Here is a 25272-nt window from a genome sequence, read left to right as displayed (position 1 = left end):
CAGGTGGCAGGAGTGGCACGACGCCGACTCGACGCGGAGCTGGTGCGCCGCAAGCTGGCCCGCTCGCGCGAGCACGCGAGCCAGCTGATCGCCGCGGGGCGGGTGACCGTGGGCGGGGCGACGGCGACGAAACCGGCCACCCAGGTCGAGACCGCCGCGGCCGTGGTCGTCCGCGCCGACGAGAGCGATCCGGAGTACGTCTCGCGCGGCGGGCACAAGCTCGCCGGCGCCCTCGCCGCCTTCGTCCCGCTCGGCCTGCGGATCGAGGGCCGCCGGGCGCTGGACGCCGGCGCCTCCACCGGCGGCTTCACCGATGTCCTGCTGCGGGCCGGCGCCGGCCGTGTGGTCGCCGTCGACGTCGGGTACGGGCAGCTCGCCTGGTCGCTGCAGAGCGACGAGCGGGTCACCGTGAAGGACCGCACCAACGTCCGGGAACTGACCCTCGACCAGATCGACGCGCAGCCCGTCGACCTCGTCGTCGGCGACCTCTCGTTCATCCCGCTGGGCCTGGTGCTGCCCGCGCTGGCCGCCTGCGCGGCGCCCGACGCGGACCTGGTGCTGATGGTCAAGCCGCAGTTCGAGGTCGGCAAGGAGCGGCTGGGCAGCGGCGGGGTGGTGCGCAGCGCGCGGCTGCGCGCCGAGGCGGTGTGCGCCGTCGCCGAGCGGGCGGCCGCCCTCGGATTTGGCGTACTTGGCGTAACTGCGAGCCCGCTGCCGGGTCCGTCGGGGAATGTCGAGTACTTTCTGTGGCTGCGCGCCGGGGCGCCTGCACTCGACCCGGCGGACGTCGACCGTGCAGTGGCGGAGGGGCCTCGTTGACCACTACCCAGGCAGTTGAAGGCAGCGCAGCACACGAGAGGGGCGGCGCCGGGCGGACGGTGTTCCTGCTCGCGCACACCGGCCGCCCCGCGGCCATCCGCAGCGCGGAACTCGTCGTCCAGGGCCTGTTGCGCTGCGGCATCGGGGTGCGGGTCCTGGCGGAGGAGGCCGCGGACCTGCCGCTGCCGCCGTCGGTCGAGCGCGTCGACGCCGAGGAATGCACGGCCGAGGGCTGCGAGCTGCTGGTGGTGCTGGGCGGGGACGGCACGCTGCTGCGCGGCGCCGACTTCGCCCGGTCGTCCGGGGTCCCGATGCTCGGCGTCAACCTCGGCCGCGTCGGCTTCCTCGCGGAGGCCGAGCGCGACGACCTCGACAAGGTCGTCGACCGGGTCGTCACCCGCGCCTACGAGGTCGAGGAGCGGATGACGCTGGACGTCCTCGTCCGCAACAACGGCAATGTGGTGCACACCGACTGGGCCCTGAACGAGGCGTCGGTGGAGAAGGCGGCGCGCGAGCGGATGCTGGAGGTGGTGACCGAGGTCGACGGCCGGCCGGTCTCGCGCTTCGGCGGCGACGGCGTGGTCTGCGCGACCCCCACCGGTTCCACCGCCTACGCCTTCTCGGCCGGCGGCCCGGTGGTCTGGCCCGAGGTCGAGGCCCTGCTGATGGTCCCGATCAGCGCGCACGCGCTGTTCGCCAAGCCGCTGGTGACCTCGCCGCGTTCGGTGCTCGCCGTCGAGGTCCAGCCGAAGACCCCGCACGGCGTCCTGTGGTGCGACGGCCGCCGCAGCGTCGAACTCCCCGCCGGCGCCCGCGTCGAGGTGCGCCGCGGCGCCGTCCCCGTACGCCTGGCCCGGCTGCACCACGCCTCCTTCACCGACCGCCTGGTGGCCAAGTTCGCCCTCCCGGTGGCGGGCTGGCGCGGCGCACCGCAGTAGGGGCTGATCCGCCGGAGAGGACAGCGGGGCCGGGCCGGGTGCGGGGGAGCACGGCCGGGCCCGCGCCGTGCCCGGGGCCGGTGACGGCGCGTGCCGGGGGCCGCGCACCGTCGTATGCACCGATCCGCCGGACATGGGCACCTCGTCCGGTGCGGGCGGTGCGTACGGAGGGCTGCGTGACCGCCGGGCCCGGGCCCGCACCGTGCGGCATCCGCCCCAGGTCCGGCGGGGTTTTCCGCGGGGCGGGGGACAGGAGTGAGGGGAGGCCGTCGCGGGGCGGCCCCGGGACCTCGTAAGGTCGTATCCGTGTTGGAGGAGATGCGGATCCGGTCCCTGGGTGTCATTGATGACGCCGTTGTCGAGCTGTCCCCCGGCTTCACGGCGGTGACCGGCGAGACGGGCGCCGGCAAGACCATGGTCGTCACCAGCCTCGGCCTGCTGCTCGGCGGGCGCGCCGACCCCGCCCTGGTGCGGATCGGCGCCAAGTCGGCCGTCGTGGAGGGCAGGATCAGCGTCGCCGCCCACGCCCCGGCCGCCGTACGTGCCGAGGAGGCCGGCGCCGAGCTGGACGACGGGGCGCTGCTGATCAGCCGCACGCTCTCCGCCGAGGGCCGCTCGCGGGCCCACGTCGGCGGCCGCTCGGTACCGGTCGGCCTGCTGGCGGAGCTCGCCGACGACCTGGTCGCCGTGCACGGCCAGACCGACCAGCAGGGCCTGCTGCGGCCGGCCCGGCAGCGCCAGGCCCTGGACCGCTACGCCGGGGACGCGGTCGCCGTCCCGCTCGCCAAATACACCGCCGCCCACCGCCGGCTGCGCGCCGTCGCCACCGAGCTGGACGAGCTGACGACGCGGGCCCGGGAGCGTTCCCAGGAAGCCGACCTGCTGCGCTTCGGCCTCGACGAGATCGCGGCGGCCGAACCCCTGCCCGGGGAGGACACCGAACTCGCCGCCGAGGCCGAGCGGCTCGGCTACGCCGAGGCGCTGGCCTCCGCCGCGACCGTCGCGCACGCCGCGCTGGCCGGCAACCCCGAGGACCCCGAGGGCGTCGACGCCACCACCCTGGTCGCCGGCGCCCACCGCGCCCTGGAGGCCGTCCGCAGCCACGACCAGGATCTGGCCACGCTCGCCGAGCGGCTCGGCGAGATCGGCATCCTGATGGCGGACGTGGCCGGCGAACTGGCGAGTTACGCCGACGGCCTGGACGCCGACCCGCTGCGGCTGGCCGCCGTCGAGGAGCGCCGCGCCGCCCTCAACCACCTCACCCGCAAGTACGGCCAGGACATCACCGCGGTGCTCGCCTGGTCCCAGGACGGCGCCGCCCGGCTCGCGGAGCTGGACGGCGACGACGACCGGATCGGCGAGCTGACCGCCGAGCGGGACGCGCTGCGCACCGAACTAGGCGAGCTGGCGCAGGCGTTGACCGACGCCCGCACCGCCTCGGCCGCCCGCTTCGCCGACGCGGTCACCGCGGAACTCGCCGAACTCGCCATGCCGCACGCCCGGGTGTCCGTCGAGATCCGCCAGAGCGAGGTCGCCGGGGACGGTGCCGACGGCATCGAGGTCGGCGGCCGCACGGTGGCCTACGGACCGGCCGGTGCCGACGAGGTCGAACTCCTGCTGGCACCGCACCCGGGCGCGCCGCCCCGGCCGATCGCCAAGGGGGCCTCCGGCGGTGAGCTCTCCCGGGTGATGCTCGCCGTCGAGGTGGTCTTCGCCGGGTCCGACCCGGTACCGACCTATCTGTTCGACGAGGTCGACGCGGGAGTTGGCGGCAAGGCGGCGGTCGAGGTCGGCAGGCGGCTGGCCAGGCTCGCGAAGAAGGCGCAGGTCGTGGTGGTCACGCACCTCCCGCAGGTCGCGGCGTTCGCGGACCGCCAGCTGCTGGTGGCCAAGACGAACGACGGCTCGGTCACCAGGAGCGGCGTCACCGTCCTGGAGGGCGAGGAGCGGGTCCGGGAGCTCTCCCGGATGCTGGCCGGCCAGGAGGACTCCGAGACGGCCCGCGCCCACGCCGAGGAACTGCTCGAAACGGCGCGCACGAGGAGCTAGCGCCTGTCCGTTCGGATCAGCCCGGGCCCGCGCGGCGATCCGAACGACGGACCCCGGGCGGCTCCGCGGACCGGGCCCCGCCCCCGCGCCTGGCGTATGTGAGCAGTGTCTCGTCCCCGCGTCCGCCGCCGGCCGGCGGCCGGAGAGCGGGCCGCGCCGCCCGGTCCGACGCGCGGTGCGCAGTCCGTCTGCCGGGGCGTCAGGGGCGCCGAGGGCCGCGCCGCCGGGCCTCGTGCGCGCTGTGGGCCACCGCTTGTGCCGGGGTGACAACCCCCTGCGTACGGCCCGGACGGGCATGATCCGCGGTGCGTCCCCCGGAGGGGCCATGAGTAAACTCGCCCACCATGTGTGAGGCCAGATGGTATACAAAACGGGACAAAATAGGCGATGCCCGATCATGCGCGGATGCTTCCGCCCGTCGGGTCAGGGCGCCGCGCGGCCCCCTCGGCGCCGTCGTCCGTGACCTGTTGGCCCCTGCTGTCCGAAGAGGTACTCCCGCGATGCCTGCTTCCGGGGTCCCGGGGGCGCTGTGAGGCGCCGCGCGAACCGCGCCCGGCACCGCCAGTCCCGCGACCCGCGCGGCCACTGGCTGCTGCTGATCCTGGTGCTGCCGGTGATGTTCGGCGCCCTGCTCTTCGAGGGCTGGACCACCCATGAGGTCGACGCCGCGAAGACGCGCAAGGACTGCGCCACCCCCGTGCCCCGCTCCGTCGACAAGGGCGGCCCGGTGGTGCGGTTCCGCGACGGGAAGCCGGAGTCGTCCGCGGTGCCGGCCCGTACGGTGGCGCTCACCTACGACGGCGGCCCCGACCCCGTGTGGACGCCGCGGCTGCTGAAACTGCTGCGCGCGCACCACGCCCACGCCACGTTCTTCCTGCGCGGCTCCCAGGCGGCGCAGTACCCCGACCTGGTGCGCCGGATCCGGGCCGAGGGCCATGAGATCGGCTCCAACAGCTACACCGGGGGCGCCATGGGCGCCTCCTCGCCGCTGCGCGCCTCGCTGGAGCTCTCGCTCACCCAGAAGGCGCTGGCGGGCAGCGCGGGCATCCACACCAAGCTGCTGCGCCTGCCGCAGACCACCGCGGTGGACACCATGTGCGGCGCCGAGTGGCAGGCCGCCCGGAAGGCCGGCGCGGAGGGCTACACGCTGGTCGCCGCCGACCGGTGGTACCGCAACCCGTCGCAGGGCGTGATCCGGCAGTTCAGCCAGAACGACCTCGCGTACCTGGGCAGCAAGGAGCTGCTCGACAACCCGAGGGTCAAGAAGTTCACGACCGTCTCGCAGGGCGTCCGGCAGCCCCCGCCCGAGGAGCCGGTCAGCGGCCTGGAGCGCTGGTCGGGCACGGCCCTGATCTGGGCCAAGGCCCTGGGGCACGCCTTCGTCAGCGGGATGGCCTGGGTGCTCGCCATCGCGGGCGGACTGGGGCTGCTGCGGATGGCGATGCTGGTGTTCTTCGCCCGCGCCCATGTCCGGCGGCTGACCCGCTTCCGTCCCGGATCGCCCCGGCTGCGGGAGATCACCGCGCCGGTGACGGTCCTGGTCCCCGCCTACAACGAAGAGGCGGGCATCGAGTCCACCGTCCACTCGCTGCTCGCCTCCACCCACCAGCGGCTGCAGGTCATCGTGATCGACGACGGATCGACGGACCGGACCGCGGACCTCGCCGACCGGATCGACGACCCCCGGGTGAGCGTGATCCGGCAGTCCAACGCGGGCAAGGCGGCCGCCCTCAACACCGGTCTGGCGCACGCCCGGCACGACATCGTGGTCATGGTCGACGCCGACACCGTCTTCGAGCCGGACGCCATTCACTGCCTCGTCCAGCCGCTCGCCCACCCGGCCGTCGGCGCGGTCAGCGGCAACACCAAGGTGGGCAACCGGCGCCGGCTGCTGGGCAGATGGCAGCACCTGGAGTACGTCTTCGGGTTCAACCTCGACCGCCGGATGTTCGAGGTGCTGGAGTGCATGCCGACCGTGCCCGGTGCGATCGGCGCCTTCCGCCGGGACGCACTGCTGGGCATCGGCGGGGTCAGCGAGGACACCCTCGCCGAGGACACCGACCTGACGATGGCCCTGTGGCAGGCGGGCTGGCGGGTGGTCTACGAGGAGTCCGCCGTCGCCTGGACCGAGGTGCCCACCTCGCTGCGCCAGCTGTGGCGGCAGCGCTACCGCTGGTGCTACGGCACGATCCAGGCCGTGTGGAAGCACCGCGGGGCCGCCCTCCAGATGGGCCCGGCCGGGCGCTTCGGCCGCCGCGGGCTGAGCTATCTCGCGCTGTTCCAGATCGCCCTGCCGCTGTTCGCGCCGATCGTCGACATCTTCGCGCTGTACGGGCTGCTCTTCCTCGGCCCCTGGCAGTCGGCCGGCGTCTGGTGCGGCTTCCTGGTCGTCCAGCTGGTCTGCGCCGGATACGCGCTGCGCCTGGACGGCGAGAAGATGCGCGTGCTGTGGGCGATGCCGTTCCAGCTGCTGGTCTACCGGCAGCTGATGTACCTCGTCGTCATCCAGTCCGTGGTGGCCCTGCTGCTCGGCACCCGTCTGAAGTGGCAGCGGATGCACCGCTCGGGAACGGCCGCGCAGACGATCGGGCAGCCGGTGGCGTACGAGAGCCTGTCCTCGCGCTGAGCGAGCCGGCCGGGGGTGGGTTCCGTCACACGGGACCCACCCCCGGCCGCGGGCGGGCACCGTCGTACGCCCCCTGACCCCCGCGCGCACCCGCACTTTCACGCCACGAATCCGCCCGTATCCATCGCCCGACCACACGAAATATCCGCTTTCCTCCCCCCAAGGCGCGTCCTCCGGTGCCGAATTGCGGGCCATTTGGTGAAGGGCTCGTGGGCATGCAGACTGTCCGCCCATGAATGACTGGTTGAACGGGTCCCCCGACATCAACCGTTACGGCGGCGAAGCGGAGCCGGCGCACGCCGTCACGGGGCAGACGGGGCAGCACGCCCCCCACCCGCCGCAACCGGTCCCCGCCAGACCGCTGCCCGCAGACCACGGCGGCGATCCGTACGGCACCTACGGCGCGCAGGACACGTACGGCGCGTACGGCACCCACGACGTGCGGGACGCGTACGGCGCACAGCACATATATGGCGCACAGGACATATACGGCGCACACGGCACATACGGCTCGGACGCCCCCTACGGCGCGCAGGGCGCGAACGTCCCGGCCGCCCCCTACGGCCACGACCCGGCCGTCGCCCCGTACGACCATGCTGCCCCCTACGACCCCGACGCCCCGGCCCGGACCGGTGCCTCTCCGGCCGGCCCGGCATTCCCGGGCGGCGGGGACGGCGGCCACGGCCCACACGGCGGGCTCCCCGCCCCCGGTGGCCCCGACGGTCCCGTCGGCCCGTTGCGCAGGCGCCCCACCCGTCAACCGCCGACCCGCCCCACCCGCCGCCGCCGGCTCCTGCGGCTCGCCGGCCTCCTGGTCGTCGTCTCGCTGCTCACCTCCGTCGGCACCTACACCTGGGCCGACACCAAGCTGGAGCGCGATGTCGACCTCGGCGGGCTCGCCGGCCGGCCGGCACCGGGCAAGGGCGCCAACTACCTGATCGTGGGCTCCGACAGCCGCCAGGGCCTGTCCGGCAAGGACATCAAGCATCTGCACACCGGCGGTTCGGCGGACGCGGGCCGCCGCACCGACTCGATGATCCTGCTGCACACCGGCGCCCACGGCACCACGATGATGAGCCTGCCGCGCGACTCCTGGGTGACCATCCCGCCGTACACCCGCCCCGAGACCGGCAAGCACTACCCCGCGTCGAAGGACAAGCTCAACGCGGCGTTCGCGCACGGCGGCCCCGAGCTGCTGGTGCGGACCATCGAGCGCAACACGGGCCTGCACATCGGGCATTACACCGAGATCGGCTTCGCGGGCTTCGTCGGAATCGTGGACGCGGTCGGCGGAGTGCCGATGTGCCTGAACAAGGCCGTCAAGGACAAGAAGTCCGGCGAGAACCTCAGCAAGGGCTGCCACACGCTCGACGGCCGCTCCGCGCTCGCGTTCGTCCGCCAGCGCCACCAAGAGGCCCAGGGCGACCTCGGCCGCAGCCGCAACCAGCAGAAGTTCCTGGCCGCGCTGTCCCACAAGACGGCCACGCCCGGCACCCTGCTCGACCCGTCCAAGGTCTACCCCACGATGAACGCGGGCCTCGACACGCTCGTCGTCGACAAGAGCATGAGCCTGTGGAACCTCACCTCGCTCTTCAAGGCGATGAAGAGCGTCTCGGCCGGCGACGGCGCCCGCCTCCACGTCCCCGTCGCCAGCCTCAACCTCCGCACGCCCAAGGGCAGCGCGGTGAAGTGGGACGCGCGGCGGGCGGCGACGCTCTTCGGCGAGCTGCGCGACGACCGGCCGGTGTCGGTCAGGACGCAGCGCTAGGGGGTGTCGTTCGGATCATGGCGGGCTCGCGGGGTCCGGCACGCACTCCCCCACGCCTGAACGGCGCGGGGGGACCCCCACCGGCGTTGTCGTCGGTCGCCGACGCTCCGCGTCGACTCCCTCCTCCGCCTTGCAGCTGCACGCACCGGACCCCGCTCCCTGATCCACCATGATCCGAACGACACCCCCTAGCCGCCCTGCCCGTGCGGGGAGCCGCCGGGCCTCGTGCGGGGCCGCCGTTTCCGCCCGGCGTGCGCGCCCCTCGGGGTGGCCGACGGCGCACTCCGGCGAGGGGGCGGACCGCGCGGGGCGTCCACACGCGCGGGCGGTTTGTCGCCCATGTGGGTGATCTGGTGGGTGCTGGGGTGAGACTTCCCACCGGAACGGCGGGCCGACGGTGCCGAATTGCTGTCGCCGGGCTGGCATCCTGGGCGCGGTGCGCGAACCCGGGCGGAACCGCCGCCGGCCCGTCCCGCGGGCGGGCGGCAGGGCGCGGCGCGCGCGCCGCAGCACCCCGCAGCCACCGGACCGGCCGCCCGCACGGTCCGTTCGTCCCCGACCCAGGAGCCCCGATCACGTGACCAGCACCCCGACCTCGGCGCACGGGCTGTCACCGCTGCGCACGGTCCAGGTGCTGGGGCACGGCAGCGCCGGCAGCGCCGCGCACGTCCGCTCGCTGGCCGAGGGGCTGGTCGCCCGCGGGGTGCGGGTGACCGTCTGCGCCACCCCGGAGGCCGAGGAGGCCTACGACTTCGCGGGCACCGGCGCCCGCTTCGTGCACGTCCCGCCGCGGATGGACCCGGCGAGCGTGGCCTCGCTGCGCAGCGCCTGCTGGGACGCCGACCTCGTCCACGCGCACGGCCTGCGGGCCGGGATGCGCGCCTCGATGGCGCTGCGCGGACTGCGCGGCCCCCGGGGCGGCGGGCCGGTCCCGCTGGTCATCACCTGGCACACCAAGGCACACACCGAGGGCGCCCGGGCCGGGCTGGTGCATCTGATGGAGCGGCGGGTGGCGCGGGCCGCCGCCGTCGTCCTGGGGGCCTGTTCCGATCTGGTGGACCGGGCCCGCGAGCGGGGCGCGCGCGATGCCCGGCTGGCCCCGGTCGCCATTCCGGGCCCCCGGGCCGGCGGTGCCCCGGCCGAGCCCGAGGAGCAGGACCGGATGCGCGACAAGGAGCGGGCCGAACTGGGCGCGGTGGGCCGCCCGCTGCTGCTCGCGGTGGGCCGGCTGGACCCGAGCCAGGGCCATGACCTGCTGCTGGACGCGGCGCACGCCTGGTGCGCGCTCGATCCGCAGCCGCTGGTCGCCATCGCGGGGGAGGGCGAGCAGCGGGCCGCGCTCCAGCGCCGGATCGACCACGAGCGGCTGCCCGTCCAGCTGCTCGGCCGCCGCGACGACGTGCCCGAACTCCTCGCCGCCGCGGACCTGGTGGTGCTGTCCAGCAGATGGGAGGCGCGCTCGCTGATCGCCCAGGAGGCGCTGCGCGCCGGGGTGCCGCTGGTCGCCACCGACACCGGCGGCACCCGCGAACTGGTCGGCCCGGCCGCGGAGCTGGTCCCCTACGGGGATGCCGCCGCCCTGGCCCGCAGCGTGCGCGCGCTGCTCGCCGACCCCGTACGGCGCACGGCGCTCGCCGAGGCGGGCCGGACCCAGGCGGCCGGCTGGCCCAGCGAGAACGACACCGTCACCCAGGTCCTGAGCGTCTACGACGAACTGGCCCAGCCGATCCAGCCGGTGTAGCCCGCTCCGGTCCCGCGGCCGGGGCGGTCAAGGCTGACGTGCCCCGGGCGACCGCCGCCGTCAGCTCTGGTCCGTGTGACGTCGGGCGCGCAGGGCCAGCCGCAGGCCCAGCACCGTCTGCGGATCGTCCAGGTCCGTGCCGAGCAGCTGGGCGATGCGGGCCAGCCGGTCGTACAGCGTCTGCCGGTTCACGTTCAGATCCCGGGCGGTCTCCGCCTTGCGGCCCGCGCTGGCCAGATAGGCCTCCAGCGTCGGCAGCAGCGGCTGGCGGGCACCGCGGTCGTGCGCGAGCAGCGGCCCGATGGCGCGCTCCACGAAGTCGGTGAGGACGCCCTGCTCGCCGTGTTCGCGCATCCGCCACAGCAGCAGCTCGATGTCCAGCCGTCGGGCGTCGTACCAGGGCGCCTCCGGCAGTCCCTGGGCCGCGGCCGCCGCCTGGGCCGCGTGCCGCAGGCCGGGGCCCGCGGCCGCCCAGTCGCCCGGTGTGCCGACGACGACCACGGGGCGGGGCGCGGCCGGGCGGTCCAGACCGGCGCGGACGACGCCGGCGTGCAGGGCCTCGGCGATCCGGTCGGCGAGCGCCGCCCGGTCCAGGCCGGCGCGCAGCGCCACGAGCACCGGGACCCGGCTCTCCACGGGGCGCACGCCGAGCAGCACCGGCACCCCGGGAGCGGCGAGTTCCTCGCGCAGGGCCTGGGCGAGCAGCGCCCAGCTGCCGGGGGAGGGCAGGCCGGCGGGCAGCCGCATCACCACCGGGAGGACCGGGTCCGTACCGGGGCGGAAGCCCAGCAGGCGGGCCTGCGCGGGCGCCTCGGCCGCGGTGATCCGGCCCTCCGCCAGATCGGCGAGGAAGTCGCCGCGGCCCCGGGCGGCGAGCACCTCCTCCTGGCGGGACTGGAGCATGACGACGGCGAGCAGGTCGGCGGCGCGCTCGGCGGCGATGCGGTGCACCGGCGCCAGCGGGGTGTTGACGGGCAGCAGGACGAGCCGGGCCCGGACCGCGTCGGGGCCGTGGCCGCCGCCGGGGACGTCGATGCGTGCGCCGGTGTCGCGCAGCCCCTCCCAGGCCAGCAGCGGATCGGCGTCCGCCGGGCCGTCTTCCCCTTCCGGCCCGTCCGGCCCGGCCGCGTACAGCGGGCTGCCGTCGGGGGCCTCCAGGCAGAGCGGGTTGCCGGTGAAGCCGGCCAGCAGCCGCAGCACCTCCGGGGCGCCGCCACCGCGCAGCAGCACGTCGGTGCAGCGCCGCAGGACCTCGTCGGCGCGCCGCAGCATCGCGTAGTGGCTGTTGACGATCTCGGTGTGGATCGCCTCGGTGACCGTGACGTAGGCGACCTCGCGGTGCAGCTGGATCAGCGGCAGCCCGCAGTCCCGGGCGGCCTCGACCAGGGCGGTGGGCAGCGAGGCGAAGCGGGAGCCCAGCTCCACGACGAGCGCGGCGATCTCGCGGTCCGCGAGCTTGCGGATGAAGGCGCGCTGCTCGGAGGGCCGGGCGCCCAGCCCCAGGCCGGTGGTCAGCAGCAGCTCGCCGCCCTTGAGCAGCGAGGCGATGTGCGGGACCTCGCCCGCGTGCACCCAGCGCACCGCACGGTCCAGCCGGTCGCTGCCGGCCAGTACCTCCGGCAGGCCGCGGCGCAGCGCGGGCAGTTCCAGCGCCCTGCGCACCGTGATCTCGGTCTCCATTTTCGCTTCCGGCCCCATGGCCAGGAACGGTACCCGCAGTCCGCATTCCGGAGCGGGGTGGTCCGGTGTCACGGGGGTGTGTGCCCGAACGGCGAAGGGTGCCGCCCGGAAACCGGACGGCACCCGAGAGCCCCAGGAGTCCTAGCCCCCGTAGGCACCGCTGGCCGTCAGCCGCAGCGCGGTGTCGATCAGCGGGACGTGGCTGAACGCCTGCGGAAAGTTGCCGACCTGCCGCTGGGCCTTGGGGTCCCACTCCTCGGCCAGCAGGCCCAGGTCGTTGCGGAGCGAGAGCAGCTTCTCGAAGAGCTTGCGGGCCTCGTCCACCCGGCCGATCATCGCCAGGTCGTCGGCGAGCCAGAACGAGCACGCCAGGAAGGCCCCTTCCTCGCCCTCCAGGCCGTCCACCCCGAGGTCGTCGGCGCCGGACGTCGGGTAGCGCAGCACGAACCCGTCCTCGGTGGACAGCTCCCGCTGGATCGCCTCGATGGTGCCGATGACGCGCTTGTCGTCCGGCGGCAGGAAGCCCATCTGCGGGATCAGCAGCAGCGAGGCGTCCAGCTCCTGCGAGCCGTAGGACTGGGTGAAGGTGTTGCGCTCCTTGTCGTAGCCCTTCTCGCAGACGTCCCGGTGGATGGTCTCGCGCAGGTCGCGCCAGCGCTCCAGCGGACCGTCGACGTCCCCGGCCTCGATCAGCTTGACCGTGCGGTCGACCGCGACCCAGGTCATGACCTTGGAGTGCACGAAGTGCCGGCGCGGACCGCGGACCTCCCAGATGCCCTCGTCCGGCTCGTCCCAGTGCTTCTCCACCCACTGGATCAGCTTGAGCTGGAGCAGCGAGGCGTAGTCGTTGCGGGCCAGGCCCGTCATGTGCGCGAGGTGCAGCGCCTCGGTGACCTCGCCGTAGACATCGAGCTGGAGCTGCCCCGCGGCGCCGTTGCCGACCCGTACCGGACGGGAATTCTCATACCCCGGGAGCCAGTTGAGCTCGTTCTCGCCCAACTCCCGCTCACCGGCGATGCCGTACATGATCTGGAGGTTCTCCGGGTCGCCGGCCACCGCCCGCAGCAGCCACTCCCGCCAGGCCCGGGCCTCCTCGCGGTAGCCGGTGCGCAGCAGCGAGGACAGCGTGATCGCCGCGTCCCGCAGCCAGGTGAAGCGGTAGTCCCAGTTGCGCACCCCGCCCAGGCACTCCGGCAGCGAGGTCGTCGGCGCCGCCACGATCCCGCCGGTCGGCGCGTACGTCAGCGCCTTCAGCGTGATCAGCGACCGCACCACCGCGTCGCGGTAGGGGCCGTGGTACGTGCAGTGCTCGACCCACTCGCGCCAGAACTCCTCGGTGGCCTCCAGCGACCCCTCCGGGTCGGCCACGGCCGGCGGCCGCTTGTGGGAGGGCTCCCAGCTGATCGTGAACGCGATCCGCTCACCCGGCGAGACCGTGAAGTCGGAGTAGGTGGTGAGGTCCTTGCCGTAGGTCTCCGCCGCGGTGTCCAGCCACACCGAGTCGGGGCCCGCGACCGCCACCGTACGGTCGTCGATCTTGTGCACCCACGGCACGACCCAGCCGTAGGAGAAGCGCATCCGCAGCTCGGAGCGCATCGGCACGCGGCCGCTGACCCCCTCCACGATGCGGATCAGCTGCGGCGCCCCGTCACGCGGCGGCATGAAGTCGATCACCCGGACCGTGCCGCGCGGGGTGTCCCACTCCGATTCCAGCACCAGCGAATCGCCGCGGTAGCGCCGGCGGTCGGCCGGCACCGGGCGGCCCTGGGACCCGTTGGCCGGCCCCATCCGCCAGAAACCGTGCTCCTCGGTACCCAGCAGCCCGGCGAAGACCGCCGGCGAGTCGAAACGGGGCAGGCACAGCCAGTCCACCGTGCCGTCCCGGCACACTAGAGCGGCGGTTTGCATATCGCCGATAAGTGCGTAGTCCTCGATGCGCCCGGCCACGTGCGTCTCCCGTCGAACTGGAGTCACGCCCCCCATGGGACGTTGTGATTGTCCGTCCTGCCCATGAAACGTCGCCGAGCAGCGGGACCGGAAATCGGGCTGGGGGCACTCCCCGGCAACTGCCGGGGGGACCCCCACCCAGCGGTAGCTGGAGGAGGGTGGTGCCTTCCCGGACGGCTCAGGGTGGTGCCTTCCCGGACGGCTCGTCGCGAGTGTCCGAGCAGGATACGACGCACGTGGGTTCTCCGCGCGACCCTCGCGAGGACGAACATGGTCCGAACGGGTGGCCTCCGTCACGTGACACCGGCACGGGTGCCGCCGCCGCACGGATTCCGCTTCCGGCCGGGCGCGACCACCCCAGGTCGCTGATAGCCTGGTATCCCGTGGACCGGTGGGCCGCCCAGAGACGTCACGGCAGTGGTGAAGGCACCCCCGAGCCGCAGCGAGGCACCCCTGAAACCCCAGGCCGGCGCCGCTTCGCACCTCTCCACCTCGCGACCACGGGAGCCCCCTCTTGGCCATGCCGCCCAAATCCACGACGACCAAGCACCTCTTCGTCACCGGGGGCGTCGCCTCCTCTCTCGGCAAGGGCCTCACCGCCTCCAGCCTGGGAGCGCTCCTCAAGGCGCGCGGCCTGCGGGTCACGATGCAGAAGCTCGACCCGTACCTCAACGTCGACCCGGGAACGATGAACCCGTTCCAGCACGGTGAGGTCTTCGTCACCAACGACGGCGCCGAGACCGACCTGGACATCGGCCACTACGAGCGGTTCCTCGACGTCGACCTCGACGGCTCCGCGAACGTCACCACCGGCCAGGTCTACAACACCGTGATCGCCAAGGAGCGGCGCGGCGAGTACCTCGGTGACACCGTGCAGGTCATCCCGCACATCACCAACGAGATCAAGCACCGCATCCGGCGGATGGCGACCGAGGACGTCGACGTCGTCATCACCGAGGTCGGCGGCACCGTCGGCGACATCGAGTCGCTGCCGTTCCTGGAGACCGTCCGCCAGGTCCGCCACGAGGTCGGCCGGGACAACGTCTTCGTCGTGCACATCTCGCTGCTCCCCTACATCGGCCCGTCCGGTGAGCTGAAGACCAAGCCGACCCAGCACTCGGTCGCGGCGCTGCGCAACATCGGCATCCAGCCCGACGCGATCGTGCTGCGCGCCGACCGCGAGGTCCCCACCGCCATCAAGCGCAAGATCTCCCTGATGTGCGACGTCGACGAGGCCGCGGTCGTGGCCGCGATCGACGCCCCGTCGATCTACGACATCCCCAAGGTCCTGCACACCGAGGGCCTGGACGCCTATGTCGTGCGCAAGCTGGACCTGCCGTTCCGCGACGTGAACTGGACCCAGTGGGAGGACCTGCTGGACCGCGTCCACAACCCCGACCACGAGGTTCGGGTCGCGCTGGTCGGCAAGTACATCGACCTGCCGGACGCCTACCTCTCGGTCACCGAGGCGCTGCGGGCCGGCGGCTTCGCGAACAAGACCCGGGTGAAGCTGAAGTGGGTCACCTCCGACGACTGCAAGACCCCGGCCGGCGCCGCCGAGCAGCTCGCGGACTGCGACGCGGTCTGCATCCCCGGCGGCTTCGGCGACCGCGGCGTGGACGGCAAGGTCGGCGCGATCACCTACGCCCGGGAGAACAAGCTCCCGCTGCTCGGCCTGTGCCTGGGCCTGCAGTGCGTGGTCATCGAGGCGGCCCGCAACCTCGCCGGCATCGCGGGCGCGAACTCCACCGAGTTCGACCCGGCCGCGGCCGACCCGGTCATCTCCACGATGGCCGAGCAGATGGACATCGTCGCAGGTGAGGGCGATATGGGCGGCACGATGCGACTGGGCATGTACCCGGCCAAGCTCGCCGAGGGCTCGATCGTCCGCGAGGTCTACGACGACCAGCCCTACGTCGAGGAGCGCCACCGCCACCGCTACGAGGTCAACAACGCCTACCGCGGCGAGCTGGAGAAGAAGGCCGGGCTGCTGTTCTCCGGCACCTCTCCGGACAACAAGCTCGTGGAGTACGTCGAGTACCCGCGCGAGGTGCACCCCTACCTCGTCGCCACCCAGGCGCACCCCGAGCTGCGCTCCCGTCCGACCCGCCCGCACCCGCTCTTCGCCGGACTGGTGAAGGCCGCGGTCGCGCGCAAGACGGGCGCCGCGAAGTAGCCGCACCGCGACGGATACGGTTGCCGGGGTACGGCCTCGTTCTTCGAGGCCGTACCCCGGTTTTCTGCGCTGTAGAGGCACATACAGGAGGACGCGCCATGGCGATCAAGGACACCCCCGAGGAGTGGACGGTCACCGCGACCACGACGCCGTTCACCGGGAACAAGACCAGCGTCCGCACCGACCACGTCGTCATGCCCGACGGCTCCAGCGTCTCGCGGGACTACCAGGTCCACCCCGGCTCGGTGGCCGTCGTCGCGCTCGACGGCGAGGGCCGGGTGCTGGTGCTGCGCCAGTACCGCCACCCCGTGCGCCAGAAGCTGTGGGAGATCCCCGCCGGACTGCTCGACATCCCCGGCGAGAACCCGCTGCACGCCGCGCAGCGCGAGCTGTACGAGGAGGCGCACGTCAGCGCCGAGGACTGGCGGGTGCTGACCGACGTCTACACCACGCCCGGCGGCTGCGACGAGGCCGTACGGATCTTCCTCGCCCGCGGGCTGTCCGAGGCCGAGGGGGAGCGCTTCGAGGTCTCCGAGGAGGAGGCCGACATGGAGCTGGCGCGGGTCCCGCTGGCGGAGCTGGTGCGCGGCGCGCTCGCCGGTGAACTCCACAACAACTGCCTCGTCGTGGGCGTGCTGGCGCTCACCGCGGCCCAGGGCGGCGCCGGCCTGGACGCGCTGCGCCCCGCCGACGCGCCGTGGCCGGCCCGCCCCTTCGAGGCCTGAGCCGCCGGGCCGGCACCGCGCACCGCGGGCCCGTCGGATGATCCGCCGATCCGATCGGGTGACGTAACCGCCCCGCTCCGCACCGGACGTGACGCGCCGTGAACTACCCTCGGCAGCGTGCCGTCCGCGCCCCAGCGGCGGACTCGTACGCGCAGGTGGACGGGAGCGTGACCGGTGACGGACCAGGCGGTGGGCGGGGGACCCCTCCTGCCGGAGACGGGGGAGGCGCCGGCCGCGCCGGCACCCGGCAATCGCGCCCCCGGAGCCCGCCCGGAGGGCGCCGCCGCCCGCCCCGCGCCCTCCACCGGGGCCCTCGCCCCGCACTTCGCCGGGCGCCGCCGCGAACTCAAGGAGCTGCACGCCGACATCGCCCGGGCCGGCCTGGACACCCTCTCCGGCCGCAAGGGCACCCGCAGCCGGGTCCTGCTGATCGCCGGCCGCCCCGGCTCCGGGCGGACGGCCCTGGCCGAGCAGCTGCTGCGCGAGCGGGCCGGCGACCACCCCGACGGGGTGCTGCGGGCCATGCTCACCGGGCCGGGCGGCGAGCCGGCCGACACCGCCCGCACCGCCCGCGAGCTGCTGGCCGCCCTCGGCGCCGAGGCCCCGCCGGGCGCCGCCGAGGACGAGCTGACCGCACAGCTGCGCGAGGCGCTCGCCGCTCGCCGCGCCCTGCTCTTCCTGGACGACGCCCCCGGCGCCGAACAGGTCGAACCGCTGCTCCCGGACGCCCCTGACTGCCTGGTCGTGGTGGTCTCCCAGGGTCCGCTGACCGGCATTCCGGACGTCCGGCCGTGTGCCCTGGGCGGCCTGGACAGCGCGGCCGGCGTCGAGATCCTCAGCCGGTACGCCGGGCCGACCCGGATCACCGTCGACCCCCGGACCGCCGACAGCGTCGTGGAGGAGTGCGGCGGCCAGCCCGCCGCCCTGGTGCTGGCCGGTGCCTGGCTCGCCGCCCGCCCGATGTCCTCGGTCGCCGACCTGCTCCGGGCGCTGCACGACATCGACCTGCCCGACGACCTGCCCACCGGCGTCCGCCCGCTGTGCCGCGCCTTCCGGCTCGCCCACGACGCGCTGCCGCCGCCCGCCGCCCGGATACTGCGGCTGCTCACCCTGGCGCCGGGCGGCCTGGTGGACGCCCATATCGCCTCCGCCCTGGCCGGCTGCTCGGTGGCCGCGGCCGCCACGACCCTGGACGACTTCGCCACGCTCGGCCTGCTGCGCCCGCTCGCCGCACCGCAGGACGGGGACGGCGACGCCGCCGGCATCCGTACGCCCGACGCGGCCACCCACCCCCCGTACCGCCTGCCCGGCTGCCTCGATCCGCTGGTGCGGGCGCTGCTGCCGGAGTACGAGCGCCCGGCGGAGGTCCAGCTGGCCCGCGCCCGGATGCTGGAGCGGACCGTCCGGCTGCTGCAGTCCTGCCGCGCCATGGGGGAGCCGGCCGACTCGCCCGCCCGGCAGAAGGTCGCCGGCCTGCCGCGCTCGCTGCGCTTCGCCTCGCGGGCGGCGGCCGCGCACTGGCTGCACAGCCGCCGCGGCGCGCTGCTCGACGCCGCCGCGATGGCCGTCGCGGACGGCGAACTCGACACTCTGGACCGGCGGTTGATGGCCGCGCTGACCCGCACGCTGCTCGCGCACCGCGGCCCCGAGGCCGCCGCGCCCGACCTCTACGCGCTGCACGGGCTGGTCCTGCGGGTCGCCGAACGGCGCGGGCTGGCCCGGGAGCGGGCCGCCGCGCTGCTCAACCTCGCCGACCTGGACGGCCGGGCGGGCCGTACCGCACAGGCCCTGACCCGCTACCGGCAGGCGCTGGAGGCGGCCCGTTCGGTGCCGGACCCGGTGGCCACCGGCCGCGCGCTGGAGTCCCTGGGCTGCACGTACACCGAGCTGGGCGACTGGCAGCGGGCCGCCGACTGGTACGGCCGGGCGCTGGAGCTGCGGCTGGCCCGCGGCGAGGGGGCCGACGCGGCCCGGCTGTACGGCCGGATCGGCGGCGCGCACTCCTGCGCGGGCCGCTGGGACGAGGCGCTCACGTCCTGGCGGGCGGCCGCCCGGACCTTCCGCCGGCTCGGCGAGGTGTCCGGCCAGGCGCGGGCCACCGGGGAGATGGCCCGGGTGCGGGAGTACGCGGGACGGCCCGAGGAGGCGCTGCGGACCTGCCTGGAGGCCCTCGATCTCGCCCGCAAAGCGGACGACGGACGACTGGAGGCGGCACTGCAGCTGCGGATCGCGGACACCCTCGACCGGCTCGGCGACCCCGCCGCGGCACGGCTGCACCGCTCCGTCGGAGAACGACTCCTCGAAGATTACCCCGAGTGACCTACGAAATCGGTAGTGCTACTCCGAAAGATTATTGCTTTGCAAGGCTAGACAAGATGGGCTCCTTCAATAGACTGGCTTGGCCGCGTACGGCGCGGTCAGTTCCGTCATGCAGCGCATGAGGGGATAATTCCTCCTGCACCCTCTCTTTCAAGGACCGTGATCGACGTGAAGGTCGGCATCCCCCGCGAGGTCAAGAACAACGAGTTCCGCGTGGCCATCACGCCCGCCGGAGTCCACGAACTCGTCCGCCACGGCCACCAGGTCTTCATCGAGAAGGACGCCGGTCTCGGGTCGTCCATCACGAACGAGGAGTACGTCGCCGCCGGCGCCGGCATCCTCGACACCGCCGATGAGGTCTGGGGCACCGCCGACCTGCTGCTGAAGGTCAAGGAGCCGATCGCGGAGGAGTACCACCGCCTCCGCAAGGACCAGACGCTCTTCACCTACCTGCACCTGGCCGCGTCCCGCGAGTGCACCGACGCGCTGCTGGAGTCCGGCACCACCGCCATCGCCTACGAGACCGTCGAGACCGCCGGCCGCCAGCTGCCGCTGCTGGCCCCGATGTCCGAGGTCGCGGGCCGGATCGCCCCGCAGGTCGGCGCCTACCACCTGATGCGTCAGGCCGGCGGCCGCGGCGTGCTGCCCGGCGGCGTCCCCGGTGTCGCCGCGGGCAAGGCCGTCATCATCGGCGGTGGCGTCTCCGGCTGGAACGCGCTGCAGATCGCCGTGGGCCTCGGCTTCCACGTCACCCTGCTCGACAAGGACATCAACAAGCTCCGCGAGGCCGACAAGATCTTCGGCACCAAGGTGCAGACGATCGTCTCCAACGCCTACGAGCTGGAGAAGGCCGTCGTCGAGGCCGACCTCGTCGTCGGTGCCGTGCTGATCCCCGGCGCCAAGGCCCCCAAGCTGGTCACCAACGAGCTCGTCGCCAAGATGAAGCCCGGAAGTGTTCTTGTCGACATCGCGATCGACCAGGGCGGCTGCTTCGAGGACTCGCGTCCCACCACGCACGCCGAGCCGACCTTCGAGGTCCACAACTCGGTCTTCTACTGCGTCGCCAACATGCCCGGCGCGGTGCCGAACACCTCCACCCACGCCCTGACCAACGCCACGCTGCCCTACATCGTGGAGCTGGCGAACCGCGGCTGGGTCGAGGCGCTGCGCCGTGACCCGGCGCTGGCCAAGGGCCTGAACACGCACGACGGCAAGGTCGTCTACGGCCCGGTCGCCGAGGCGCACGAGCTGGAGCACATCGAGCTGCGCACCCTCCTCGGCTGACGCGTCAACGACACGCGTCAACGCGGCACATCCGGCCGGGTCCTGGTCACAGGGCCCGGCCGGTCGCATGTCCGAGCAGCGGAATCATGTGTTCCGGAACGCCCGCTCTCAACTCGCCGCGAACGTAACCCTTTAACCGATTCGCGCACCCCCAAAACATCGGTGCGATACCGCCTGCGCCCTTGACATCGGGGGGTCCGGTTACCGACACATCGTGCCGGGTCCGGTGGATTGTGTTGCTGCGGACGCCCGACACGCCATAGAGTCGCCAACCGTCGGCATGGTGCCACGCTGACCTATCGATAAAGTTTCCTGGTTACATCCAAGGAGGTAAGACGACTTGTGAATGAGTCGACATTTTCTCCCGGAGGTGGTCAACCAGGAGTGGTTGCACGGGGCCAGGGTCCCTCGGGGCGCGAGGCTGTCGGCTCCGTCGCGGTCCACACCTCCGCAGCCCATCAGAGCATTTCCACGACAGCCCACCAGAGCATGGACGGCCATCACGTGAACGCCATGGCCGGCGACCGGGGCAGTGGAGAACCCGCCCGTCTCGCCGACTACGACGACCTGCCCCAGGGGCACTTCTACGATCCGGACGCGGAGTACGAGCCGGACCCCGAATACGCCGCGACGCTCGCGCCGGACGCCGCGCGACAGCGCCGCGAACGCGTCGGCCCGACCGGACGCCCGCTCCCCTACTTCCCCATCCCCGGACCGCTGTCGGACCACGGCCCGGCCAAAATCATCGCGATGTGCAACCAGAAGGGCGGGGTCGGCAAGACCACCTCGACCATCAACCTGGGTGCCGCGCTGGCCGAATACGGCCGCCGGGTGCTGCTCGTCGACTTCGACCCGCAGGGTGCCCTGTCGGTCGGGCTCGGTGTCAACCCGATGGAGCTCGACCTGACGGTCTACAACCTGCTCATGGAGCGGGGGATGTCGGCCGACGAGGTGCTCCTGAAGACCGCGGTCCCCAACATGGACCTGCTGCCCAGCAACATCGACCTGTCCGCGGCAGAGGTGCAGTTGGTCAGCGAGGTCGCGCGCGAGTCGACCCTCCAGCGCGCGCTGAAGCCGCTGCTGGCCGACTACGACTACATCGTCATCGACTGCCAGCCCTCCCTCGGCCTGCTCACGGTGAACGCCCTGACGGCGGCTCACAAGGTCATCGTGCCGCTGGAGTGCGAGTTCTTCGCGCTGCGTGGTGTCGCGCTGCTCACCGAGACGATCGAGAAGGTGCAGGAGCGGCTCAACCCCGAGCTGGAGCTGGACGGCATCCTGGCGACGATGTACGACTCCCGCACCGTCCACAGCCGCGAGGTCCTGGCGCGCGTCGTCGAGGCCTTCGACGACCACGTCTACCACACCGTCATCGGCCGTACGGTCCGCTTCCCGGAGACCACCGTCGCGGGCGAGCCGATCACCACCTACGCCTCCAACTCCGTCGGGGCCGCCGCCTATCGCCAGCTCGCCAGGGAGGTGCTCGCCCGGTGTCACGCCGAGTGAGTCTTCCGGGAGCCGACGAACTGTTCCGTACCACCGGGGGAGTGGGGCTGCAGCCCTCCACCCCCCGCCGGCCGGTGAACGGCTCGGCGGCGCCCGGCGAGGCGCCCCGCGTGCCCGCACCGGCCGGCGAACCCGATCCGGCGGCGGACGCGCCGGAGACGGCCACCGCGGTCGGCCCGCGGCGGCCCGGCACCGGCGCGGACACCCCCGCGGCCACGGCCGGTGACGGCGGACCGGCCACCCCGCCGCGGGTGCCCGCCGTCGGCGCCCCGGCCGAGCACGGCGGCCGCGAGACGGATGGCGACACCGCCAAGAACCACCGGGGCCAGGCCGGGCAGGCCGGCACCGACGCGGCCGCGGCCGCCCAGCAGGCCGGCGGCCAGGGCCGCCGGCGCGGTGGCCGTGGCGCCAACCGCCGCCCCAGCGGCCGGGAACGGCACGACGAGAAGATCACCGTCTATGTCTCCGCCGAGGAGCTCATGGACCTCGAACACGCCCGGCTGGTGCTGCGCGGCGAGCACGGCCTCGCCGTCGACCGCGGCCGGATCGTCCGCGAGGCGGTCGCCGTCGTCCTCGCCGACCTCGAATCGCGCGGCGACGCCAGCATCCTCGTACGGCGGCTGCGCGGCCGTTAGCGGGTGCACGGGATAACCTGCCCACCCGGCGGGTGTCCCGCCCCTGACCAGCCCGCCGCCCCCGGCGCGGGACCTCCGCAGCATGGACCGCGATGCCGACGACCCACGACGACGCCACCCGGCCCCGCGCCCGCAGATCACTCGGGCCCGGGCCGGCCGAGGCAGCGGTGGAGCCGGAGGCGCCCGGGACCCCGGCGCCGCCCACGGCCGCCGCTCCCGTTCCGTCTCCGGCGGCCGCGGTGGACGAGGAGAGCCCGCAGGACGGTTCCGCCGCGGACGCGCCGGAGGACGGTGGCAGTGCCGGCGAGGGGACCTTCACCCTCCGGCTGGACAACTTCGAGGGCCCCTTCGACCTCCTCCTGCAGCTGATCTCCAAGCACAAGCTGGACGTCACCGAGGTCGCCCTGTCGAAGGTCACCGACGACTTCATGGCGCACATCCGCGCCATGGGGCCGGACTGGGACCTGGACCAGACCACCGAGTTCCTGGTCGTCGCGGCGACCCTGCTGGACCTCAAGGCGGCCCGGCTGCTGCCCGTGGCCGAGGTGGAGGACGAGGCGGACCTCGCGCTGCTGGAGGCCCGCGACCTGCTCTTCGCCCGGCTCCTCCAGTACCGCGCCTACAAGCGCATCGCGGACATCTTCAGCGGCCGGCTGGCGGACGAGGGCCGGCGCCACCCCCGTACCGTCGGGCTGGAGCCGCACCTCGCCGAGCTGCTGCCCGAGGTCGTCATCAGCATCGGCGCGGAGGGCTTCGCCCGGCTCGCGGTGAAGGCGATGCAGCCCCGGGCCAGGCCGCAGGTCTATGTCGACCACATCCACGCGCCGCTGGTGAGCGTGCGCGAGCAGGCCGAGGTGGTGATGGCGCGGCTGCGCGAGGCGGGCGAGGCCGGCTTCGGCAAGCTGATCGCCGACGCACCGGACACCCTCACCGTCGTGGCCCGCTTCCTGGCCCTGCTGGAGCTCTACCGGGAGCGGGTGGTGGCCCTGGAGCAGGAGGAGGCCCTGGGCGAGCTGACGGTGCGCTGGACGGGCGCCGAGGGGGCCGCGCCGCGGGTCACCGACGAGTTCGACCGGGAGCCGGGGCGGCCGACCGACGCGGCGGAGCCCGCGGAGCAGGAGGAGGAGCAGGCATGAGCGGTGCGGCCGGTGGTGAGGCGTACGACGTCACGGAGGCGGGCGCGCGGCCGCGGGGCGGGGCGGACGGCGACCCGGGGGCGCCGGCCGGGGCGCCGGCCGTCGACGGGCTGGAGCTGAAGCCCGCGCTGGAGGCCGTCCTCATGGTCGTCGACGAGCCGGCGACCGAGGAGCACCTGGCCAGGGTGCTCCAGCGGCCCCGCCGGGCGGTGGCGCTGGCGCTGCGCGAGCTGGCCGACGACTACACCCGCCAGGGGCGCGGATTCGACCTCCGGCTGGTCGCCGGCGGCTGGCGCTTCTACTCCCGCGCCGCCTACGCGGACGCCGTGGAGAGCTTCGTCCTGGACGGCCAGCAGGCCCGGCTCACCCAGGCCGCATTGGAGACTCTGGCCGTGGTCGCGTACCGTCAGCCGGTCAGCCGTTCCCGAGTCTCGGCCGTACGCGGCGTGAACTGTGACGGTGTGATGCGCACGCTCCTCCAGCGCGGCCTGGTGGAGGAGGCGGGGACGGAACCTGAAACAGGTGCGATCCTGTACAGGACGACGAATTACTTTCTGGAGCGGATGGGCCTGCGCGGCCTGGACGAGCTCCCTGAGCTCGCACCCTTCCTCCCGGAGGCGGAAGCGGTCGAGGGCGACTCCCCGGAAGGTATCCCGTCGTTCGACGTAGACGACAGCGGCGACTCTCAGACGGATCATTGATGCGAAGCAGCGGCAGGAACAACAGGGACAGCGGTCGGAGCGATCACCGCGGAGCCGAGGGGGGCTCCGCCCGGCCGAAGGCCGGCGGCAAGCGGGACGACAAGCAGCAGCGCGCGGGCCGCCCCCGTCCCGAGGAGCGCCGCTACGACGTGGGCGGCTCCGGCGGCTCCGGTGGTTCGGGCGGCTCCTCGGGCCGCAAGGACGAGCGCACCGGCGGCGCCAAGAGCGGCGGTCCCAAGAGCGGGGGCCCCAATGCCGGTGGCGCCAAGAGCAGCGGCAGCCGGGGCGCGGCGGCCCGTGGCGGCGCCAAGGGCGGCCCCCGTACCGGCGCGGCGTCCAAGGGCGCCCGCCCGGGCGCCAAGGGCGGCGCCCCGCGCGGCCGGGGCCAGGCACCCGCGCGTCCCCGTGAGTACGACGCCCAGGTGGAGGAGCGCAACCGCGCCCGCCACAGCAAGCCGCAGGTCAAGACCCCCAAGACCTTTGGCGAGCAGGAGGGCGAGCGGCTCCAGAAGGTCCTGGCCAGGGCCGGTATGGGCTCCCGCCGGGCCTGTGAGGAGCTGATCGACCAGGCGCGGGTCGAGGTCAACGGCCAGATCGTCATGGAGCAGGGTGTCCGGGTCGACCCGGAGAAGGACGAGATCAAGGTCGACGGCCTGACCGTCGCCACCCAGTCCTACCTCTTCTTCGCGCTGAACAAGCCGGCCGGTGTCGTCTCCACGATGGAGGACCCCGACGGCCGCCAGTGCCTGGGCGACTACGTCACCAACCGCGAGACGCGGCTGTTCCACGTCGGCCGGCTGGACACCGAGACCGAGGGCATCATCCTGCTCACCAACCACGGCGAGCTGGCCCACCGTCTGACCCACCCGCGCTACGGCGTCAAGAAGACCTACCTGGCCGCGATCCAGGGCCCGCTGCCGCGCGACCTGGGCAAGCAGCTCAAGGACGGCATCCAGCTGGAGGACGGCTACGCCCGCGCCGACCACTTCCGGGTCGTGGAGAACACCGGCAAGAACTACCTCGTCGAGGTGAGCCTCCACGAGGGCCGCAAGCACATCGTGCGCCGGATGCTGGCCGAGGCCGGCTTCCCGGTCGACAAGCTGGTGCGGACCGCCTTCGGCCCGATCGCCCTGGGCGACCAGAAGTCGGGCTGGCTGCGCCGGATGACCAACACCGAGGTCGGCATGCTGATGCGCGAGGTGGAGCTCTAGGCTCCGGGGCC

General features: G+C 73.6%; 17 protein-coding genes. 15 read left to right on the top strand and 2 right to left on the bottom strand.

Annotation, left to right across the window (positions count from 1 at the left end):
* The first annotated feature begins 3 nt into the window (after positions 1–3).
* The 6 genes from IEY78_RS20890 to IEY78_RS20865 all read left to right on the top strand — a co-directional run bounded on the left by IEY78_RS20890 (position 4) and on the right by IEY78_RS20865 (position 9941).
* Complete coding sequence (locus tag IEY78_RS20890) at positions 4–819, top strand: TlyA family RNA methyltransferase (protein ID WP_189100484.1); 816 nt, start codon at positions 4–6, stop codon at positions 817–819.
* A gap of 59 nt (positions 820–878) precedes the next feature.
* The gene (locus IEY78_RS20885; RefSeq protein WP_189100535.1) at positions 879–1757 is read left to right on the top strand and encodes an NAD kinase; all 879 of its coding nucleotides are present in this window, start codon (positions 879–881) and stop codon (positions 1755–1757) included.
* A gap of 318 nt (positions 1758–2075) precedes the next feature.
* Positions 2076–3806, top strand: coding sequence for a DNA repair protein RecN (gene recN / locus IEY78_RS20880; RefSeq protein ID WP_189100533.1), 1731 nt, complete (start codon positions 2076–2078; stop codon positions 3804–3806).
* A gap of 529 nt (positions 3807–4335) precedes the next feature.
* The gene (locus IEY78_RS20875) at positions 4336–6432 is read left to right on the top strand and encodes a bifunctional polysaccharide deacetylase/glycosyltransferase family 2 protein (protein WP_189100482.1); all 2097 of its coding nucleotides are present in this window, start codon (positions 4336–4338) and stop codon (positions 6430–6432) included.
* Positions 6433–6664: 232 nt separating this feature from the next.
* Positions 6665–8200 carry an LCP family protein gene (locus IEY78_RS20870; RefSeq protein ID WP_308426931.1) on the top strand — a complete coding sequence of 512 codons (1536 nt, stop codon included), beginning with the start codon at positions 6665–6667 and terminating at the stop codon, positions 8198–8200.
* A 577-nt stretch (positions 8201–8777) separates the two neighbouring features.
* Positions 8778–9941, top strand: a complete 1164-nt coding sequence (locus IEY78_RS20865) for a glycosyltransferase family 4 protein (protein ID WP_189100480.1) — start codon at positions 8778–8780, stop codon at positions 9939–9941.
* A gap of 60 nt (positions 9942–10001) precedes the next feature.
* On the opposite strand, the gene IEY78_RS20860 is transcribed toward IEY78_RS20865, so the two are convergent.
* On the bottom strand, positions 10002–11621 hold the full coding sequence (locus IEY78_RS20860) for a PucR family transcriptional regulator (protein WP_373294201.1): 1620 nt from the start codon (positions 11619–11621) through the stop codon (positions 10002–10004).
* Positions 11622–11762: 141 nt separating this feature from the next.
* Positions 11763–13568, bottom strand: a complete 1806-nt coding sequence (locus tag IEY78_RS20855) for a glycoside hydrolase family 15 protein (protein ID WP_268240300.1) — start codon at positions 13566–13568, stop codon at positions 11763–11765.
* Positions 13569–14088: 520 nt separating this feature from the next.
* Here IEY78_RS20855 and pyrG point away from each other — a divergent pair.
* From pyrG to IEY78_RS20810, 9 genes are all read left to right on the top strand, one after another.
* Entirely contained in the window at positions 14089–15744 is a 1656-nt protein-coding gene (gene pyrG, locus IEY78_RS20850; protein WP_189100474.1) for a CTP synthase, read from the top strand.
* A 98-nt stretch (positions 15745–15842) separates the two neighbouring features.
* The gene (locus IEY78_RS20845; protein ID WP_189100472.1) at positions 15843–16469 is read left to right on the top strand and encodes an NUDIX domain-containing protein; all 627 of its coding nucleotides are present in this window, start codon (positions 15843–15845) and stop codon (positions 16467–16469) included.
* 174 nt (positions 16470–16643) lie between these two features.
* Positions 16644–18788 carry a tetratricopeptide repeat protein gene (locus IEY78_RS20840; protein ID WP_189100470.1) on the top strand — a complete coding sequence of 715 codons (2145 nt, stop codon included), beginning with the start codon at positions 16644–16646 and terminating at the stop codon, positions 18786–18788.
* A gap of 168 nt (positions 18789–18956) precedes the next feature.
* Positions 18957–20072 carry an alanine dehydrogenase gene (ald, locus tag IEY78_RS20835; protein ID WP_189100529.1) on the top strand — a complete coding sequence of 372 codons (1116 nt, stop codon included), beginning with the start codon at positions 18957–18959 and terminating at the stop codon, positions 20070–20072.
* 489 nt (positions 20073–20561) lie between these two features.
* The gene (locus IEY78_RS20830) at positions 20562–21578 is read left to right on the top strand and encodes a ParA family protein (RefSeq protein WP_030078562.1); all 1017 of its coding nucleotides are present in this window, start codon (positions 20562–20564) and stop codon (positions 21576–21578) included.
* The gene (locus IEY78_RS20825; protein WP_229700080.1) at positions 21575–22213 is read left to right on the top strand and encodes a hypothetical protein; all 639 of its coding nucleotides are present in this window, start codon (positions 21575–21577) and stop codon (positions 22211–22213) included. Before IEY78_RS20830 ends, IEY78_RS20825 begins: the two co-directional genes overlap by 4 nt.
* 92 nt (positions 22214–22305) lie before the next feature.
* Positions 22306–23349: a segregation and condensation protein A gene (locus IEY78_RS20820; protein WP_189100464.1), complete on the top strand. Its 1044-nt coding sequence runs from the start codon at positions 22306–22308 to the stop codon at positions 23347–23349.
* Entirely contained in the window at positions 23346–24050 is a 705-nt protein-coding gene (gene scpB / locus IEY78_RS20815; protein WP_189100462.1) for an SMC-Scp complex subunit ScpB, read from the top strand. Before IEY78_RS20820 ends, scpB begins: the two co-directional genes overlap by 4 nt.
* Positions 24050–25261 carry a pseudouridine synthase gene (locus IEY78_RS20810; protein WP_189100460.1) on the top strand — a complete coding sequence of 404 codons (1212 nt, stop codon included), beginning with the start codon at positions 24050–24052 and terminating at the stop codon, positions 25259–25261. Before scpB ends, IEY78_RS20810 begins: the two co-directional genes overlap by 1 nt.
* Positions 25262–25272: the final 11 nt, after the last annotated feature.

The sequence above is a fragment of the Streptomyces kronopolitis genome (assembly GCF_014646275.1).
GTDB lineage: Bacteria > Actinomycetota > Actinomycetes > Streptomycetales > Streptomycetaceae > Streptomyces > Streptomyces kronopolitis.
The sequence above is the reverse complement of the archived record's forward strand: the minus strand, read 5'-3'. Positions and strand labels throughout refer to the sequence as shown.

What these genes read in the sequence shown, in the direction of transcription:
- pyrG (WP_189100474.1), top strand. Translation starts at nt 14,089, where the DNA reads ATGCCGCCCAAATCCACGACGACCAAGCACCTCTTCGTCACCGGGGGC.
- IEY78_RS20860 (WP_373294201.1), bottom strand. Translation starts at nt 11,621, where the DNA reads ATGGAGACCGAGATCACGGTGCGCAGGGCGCTGGAACTGCCCGCGCTG.
- IEY78_RS20870 (WP_308426931.1), top strand. Translation starts at nt 6,665, where the DNA reads ATGAATGACTGGTTGAACGGGTCCCCCGACATCAACCGTTACGGCGGC.
- IEY78_RS20810 (WP_189100460.1), top strand. Translation starts at nt 24,050, where the DNA reads ATGCGAAGCAGCGGCAGGAACAACAGGGACAGCGGTCGGAGCGATCAC.
- IEY78_RS20845 (WP_189100472.1), top strand. Translation starts at nt 15,843, where the DNA reads ATGGCGATCAAGGACACCCCCGAGGAGTGGACGGTCACCGCGACCACG.
- recN (WP_189100533.1), top strand. Translation starts at nt 2,076, where the DNA reads ATGCGGATCCGGTCCCTGGGTGTCATTGATGACGCCGTTGTCGAGCTG.
- IEY78_RS20820 (WP_189100464.1), top strand. Translation starts at nt 22,306, where the DNA reads ATGCCGACGACCCACGACGACGCCACCCGGCCCCGCGCCCGCAGATCA.
- scpB (WP_189100462.1), top strand. Translation starts at nt 23,346, where the DNA reads ATGAGCGGTGCGGCCGGTGGTGAGGCGTACGACGTCACGGAGGCGGGC.
- IEY78_RS20830 (WP_030078562.1), top strand. Translation starts at nt 20,562, where the DNA reads ATGGACGGCCATCACGTGAACGCCATGGCCGGCGACCGGGGCAGTGGA.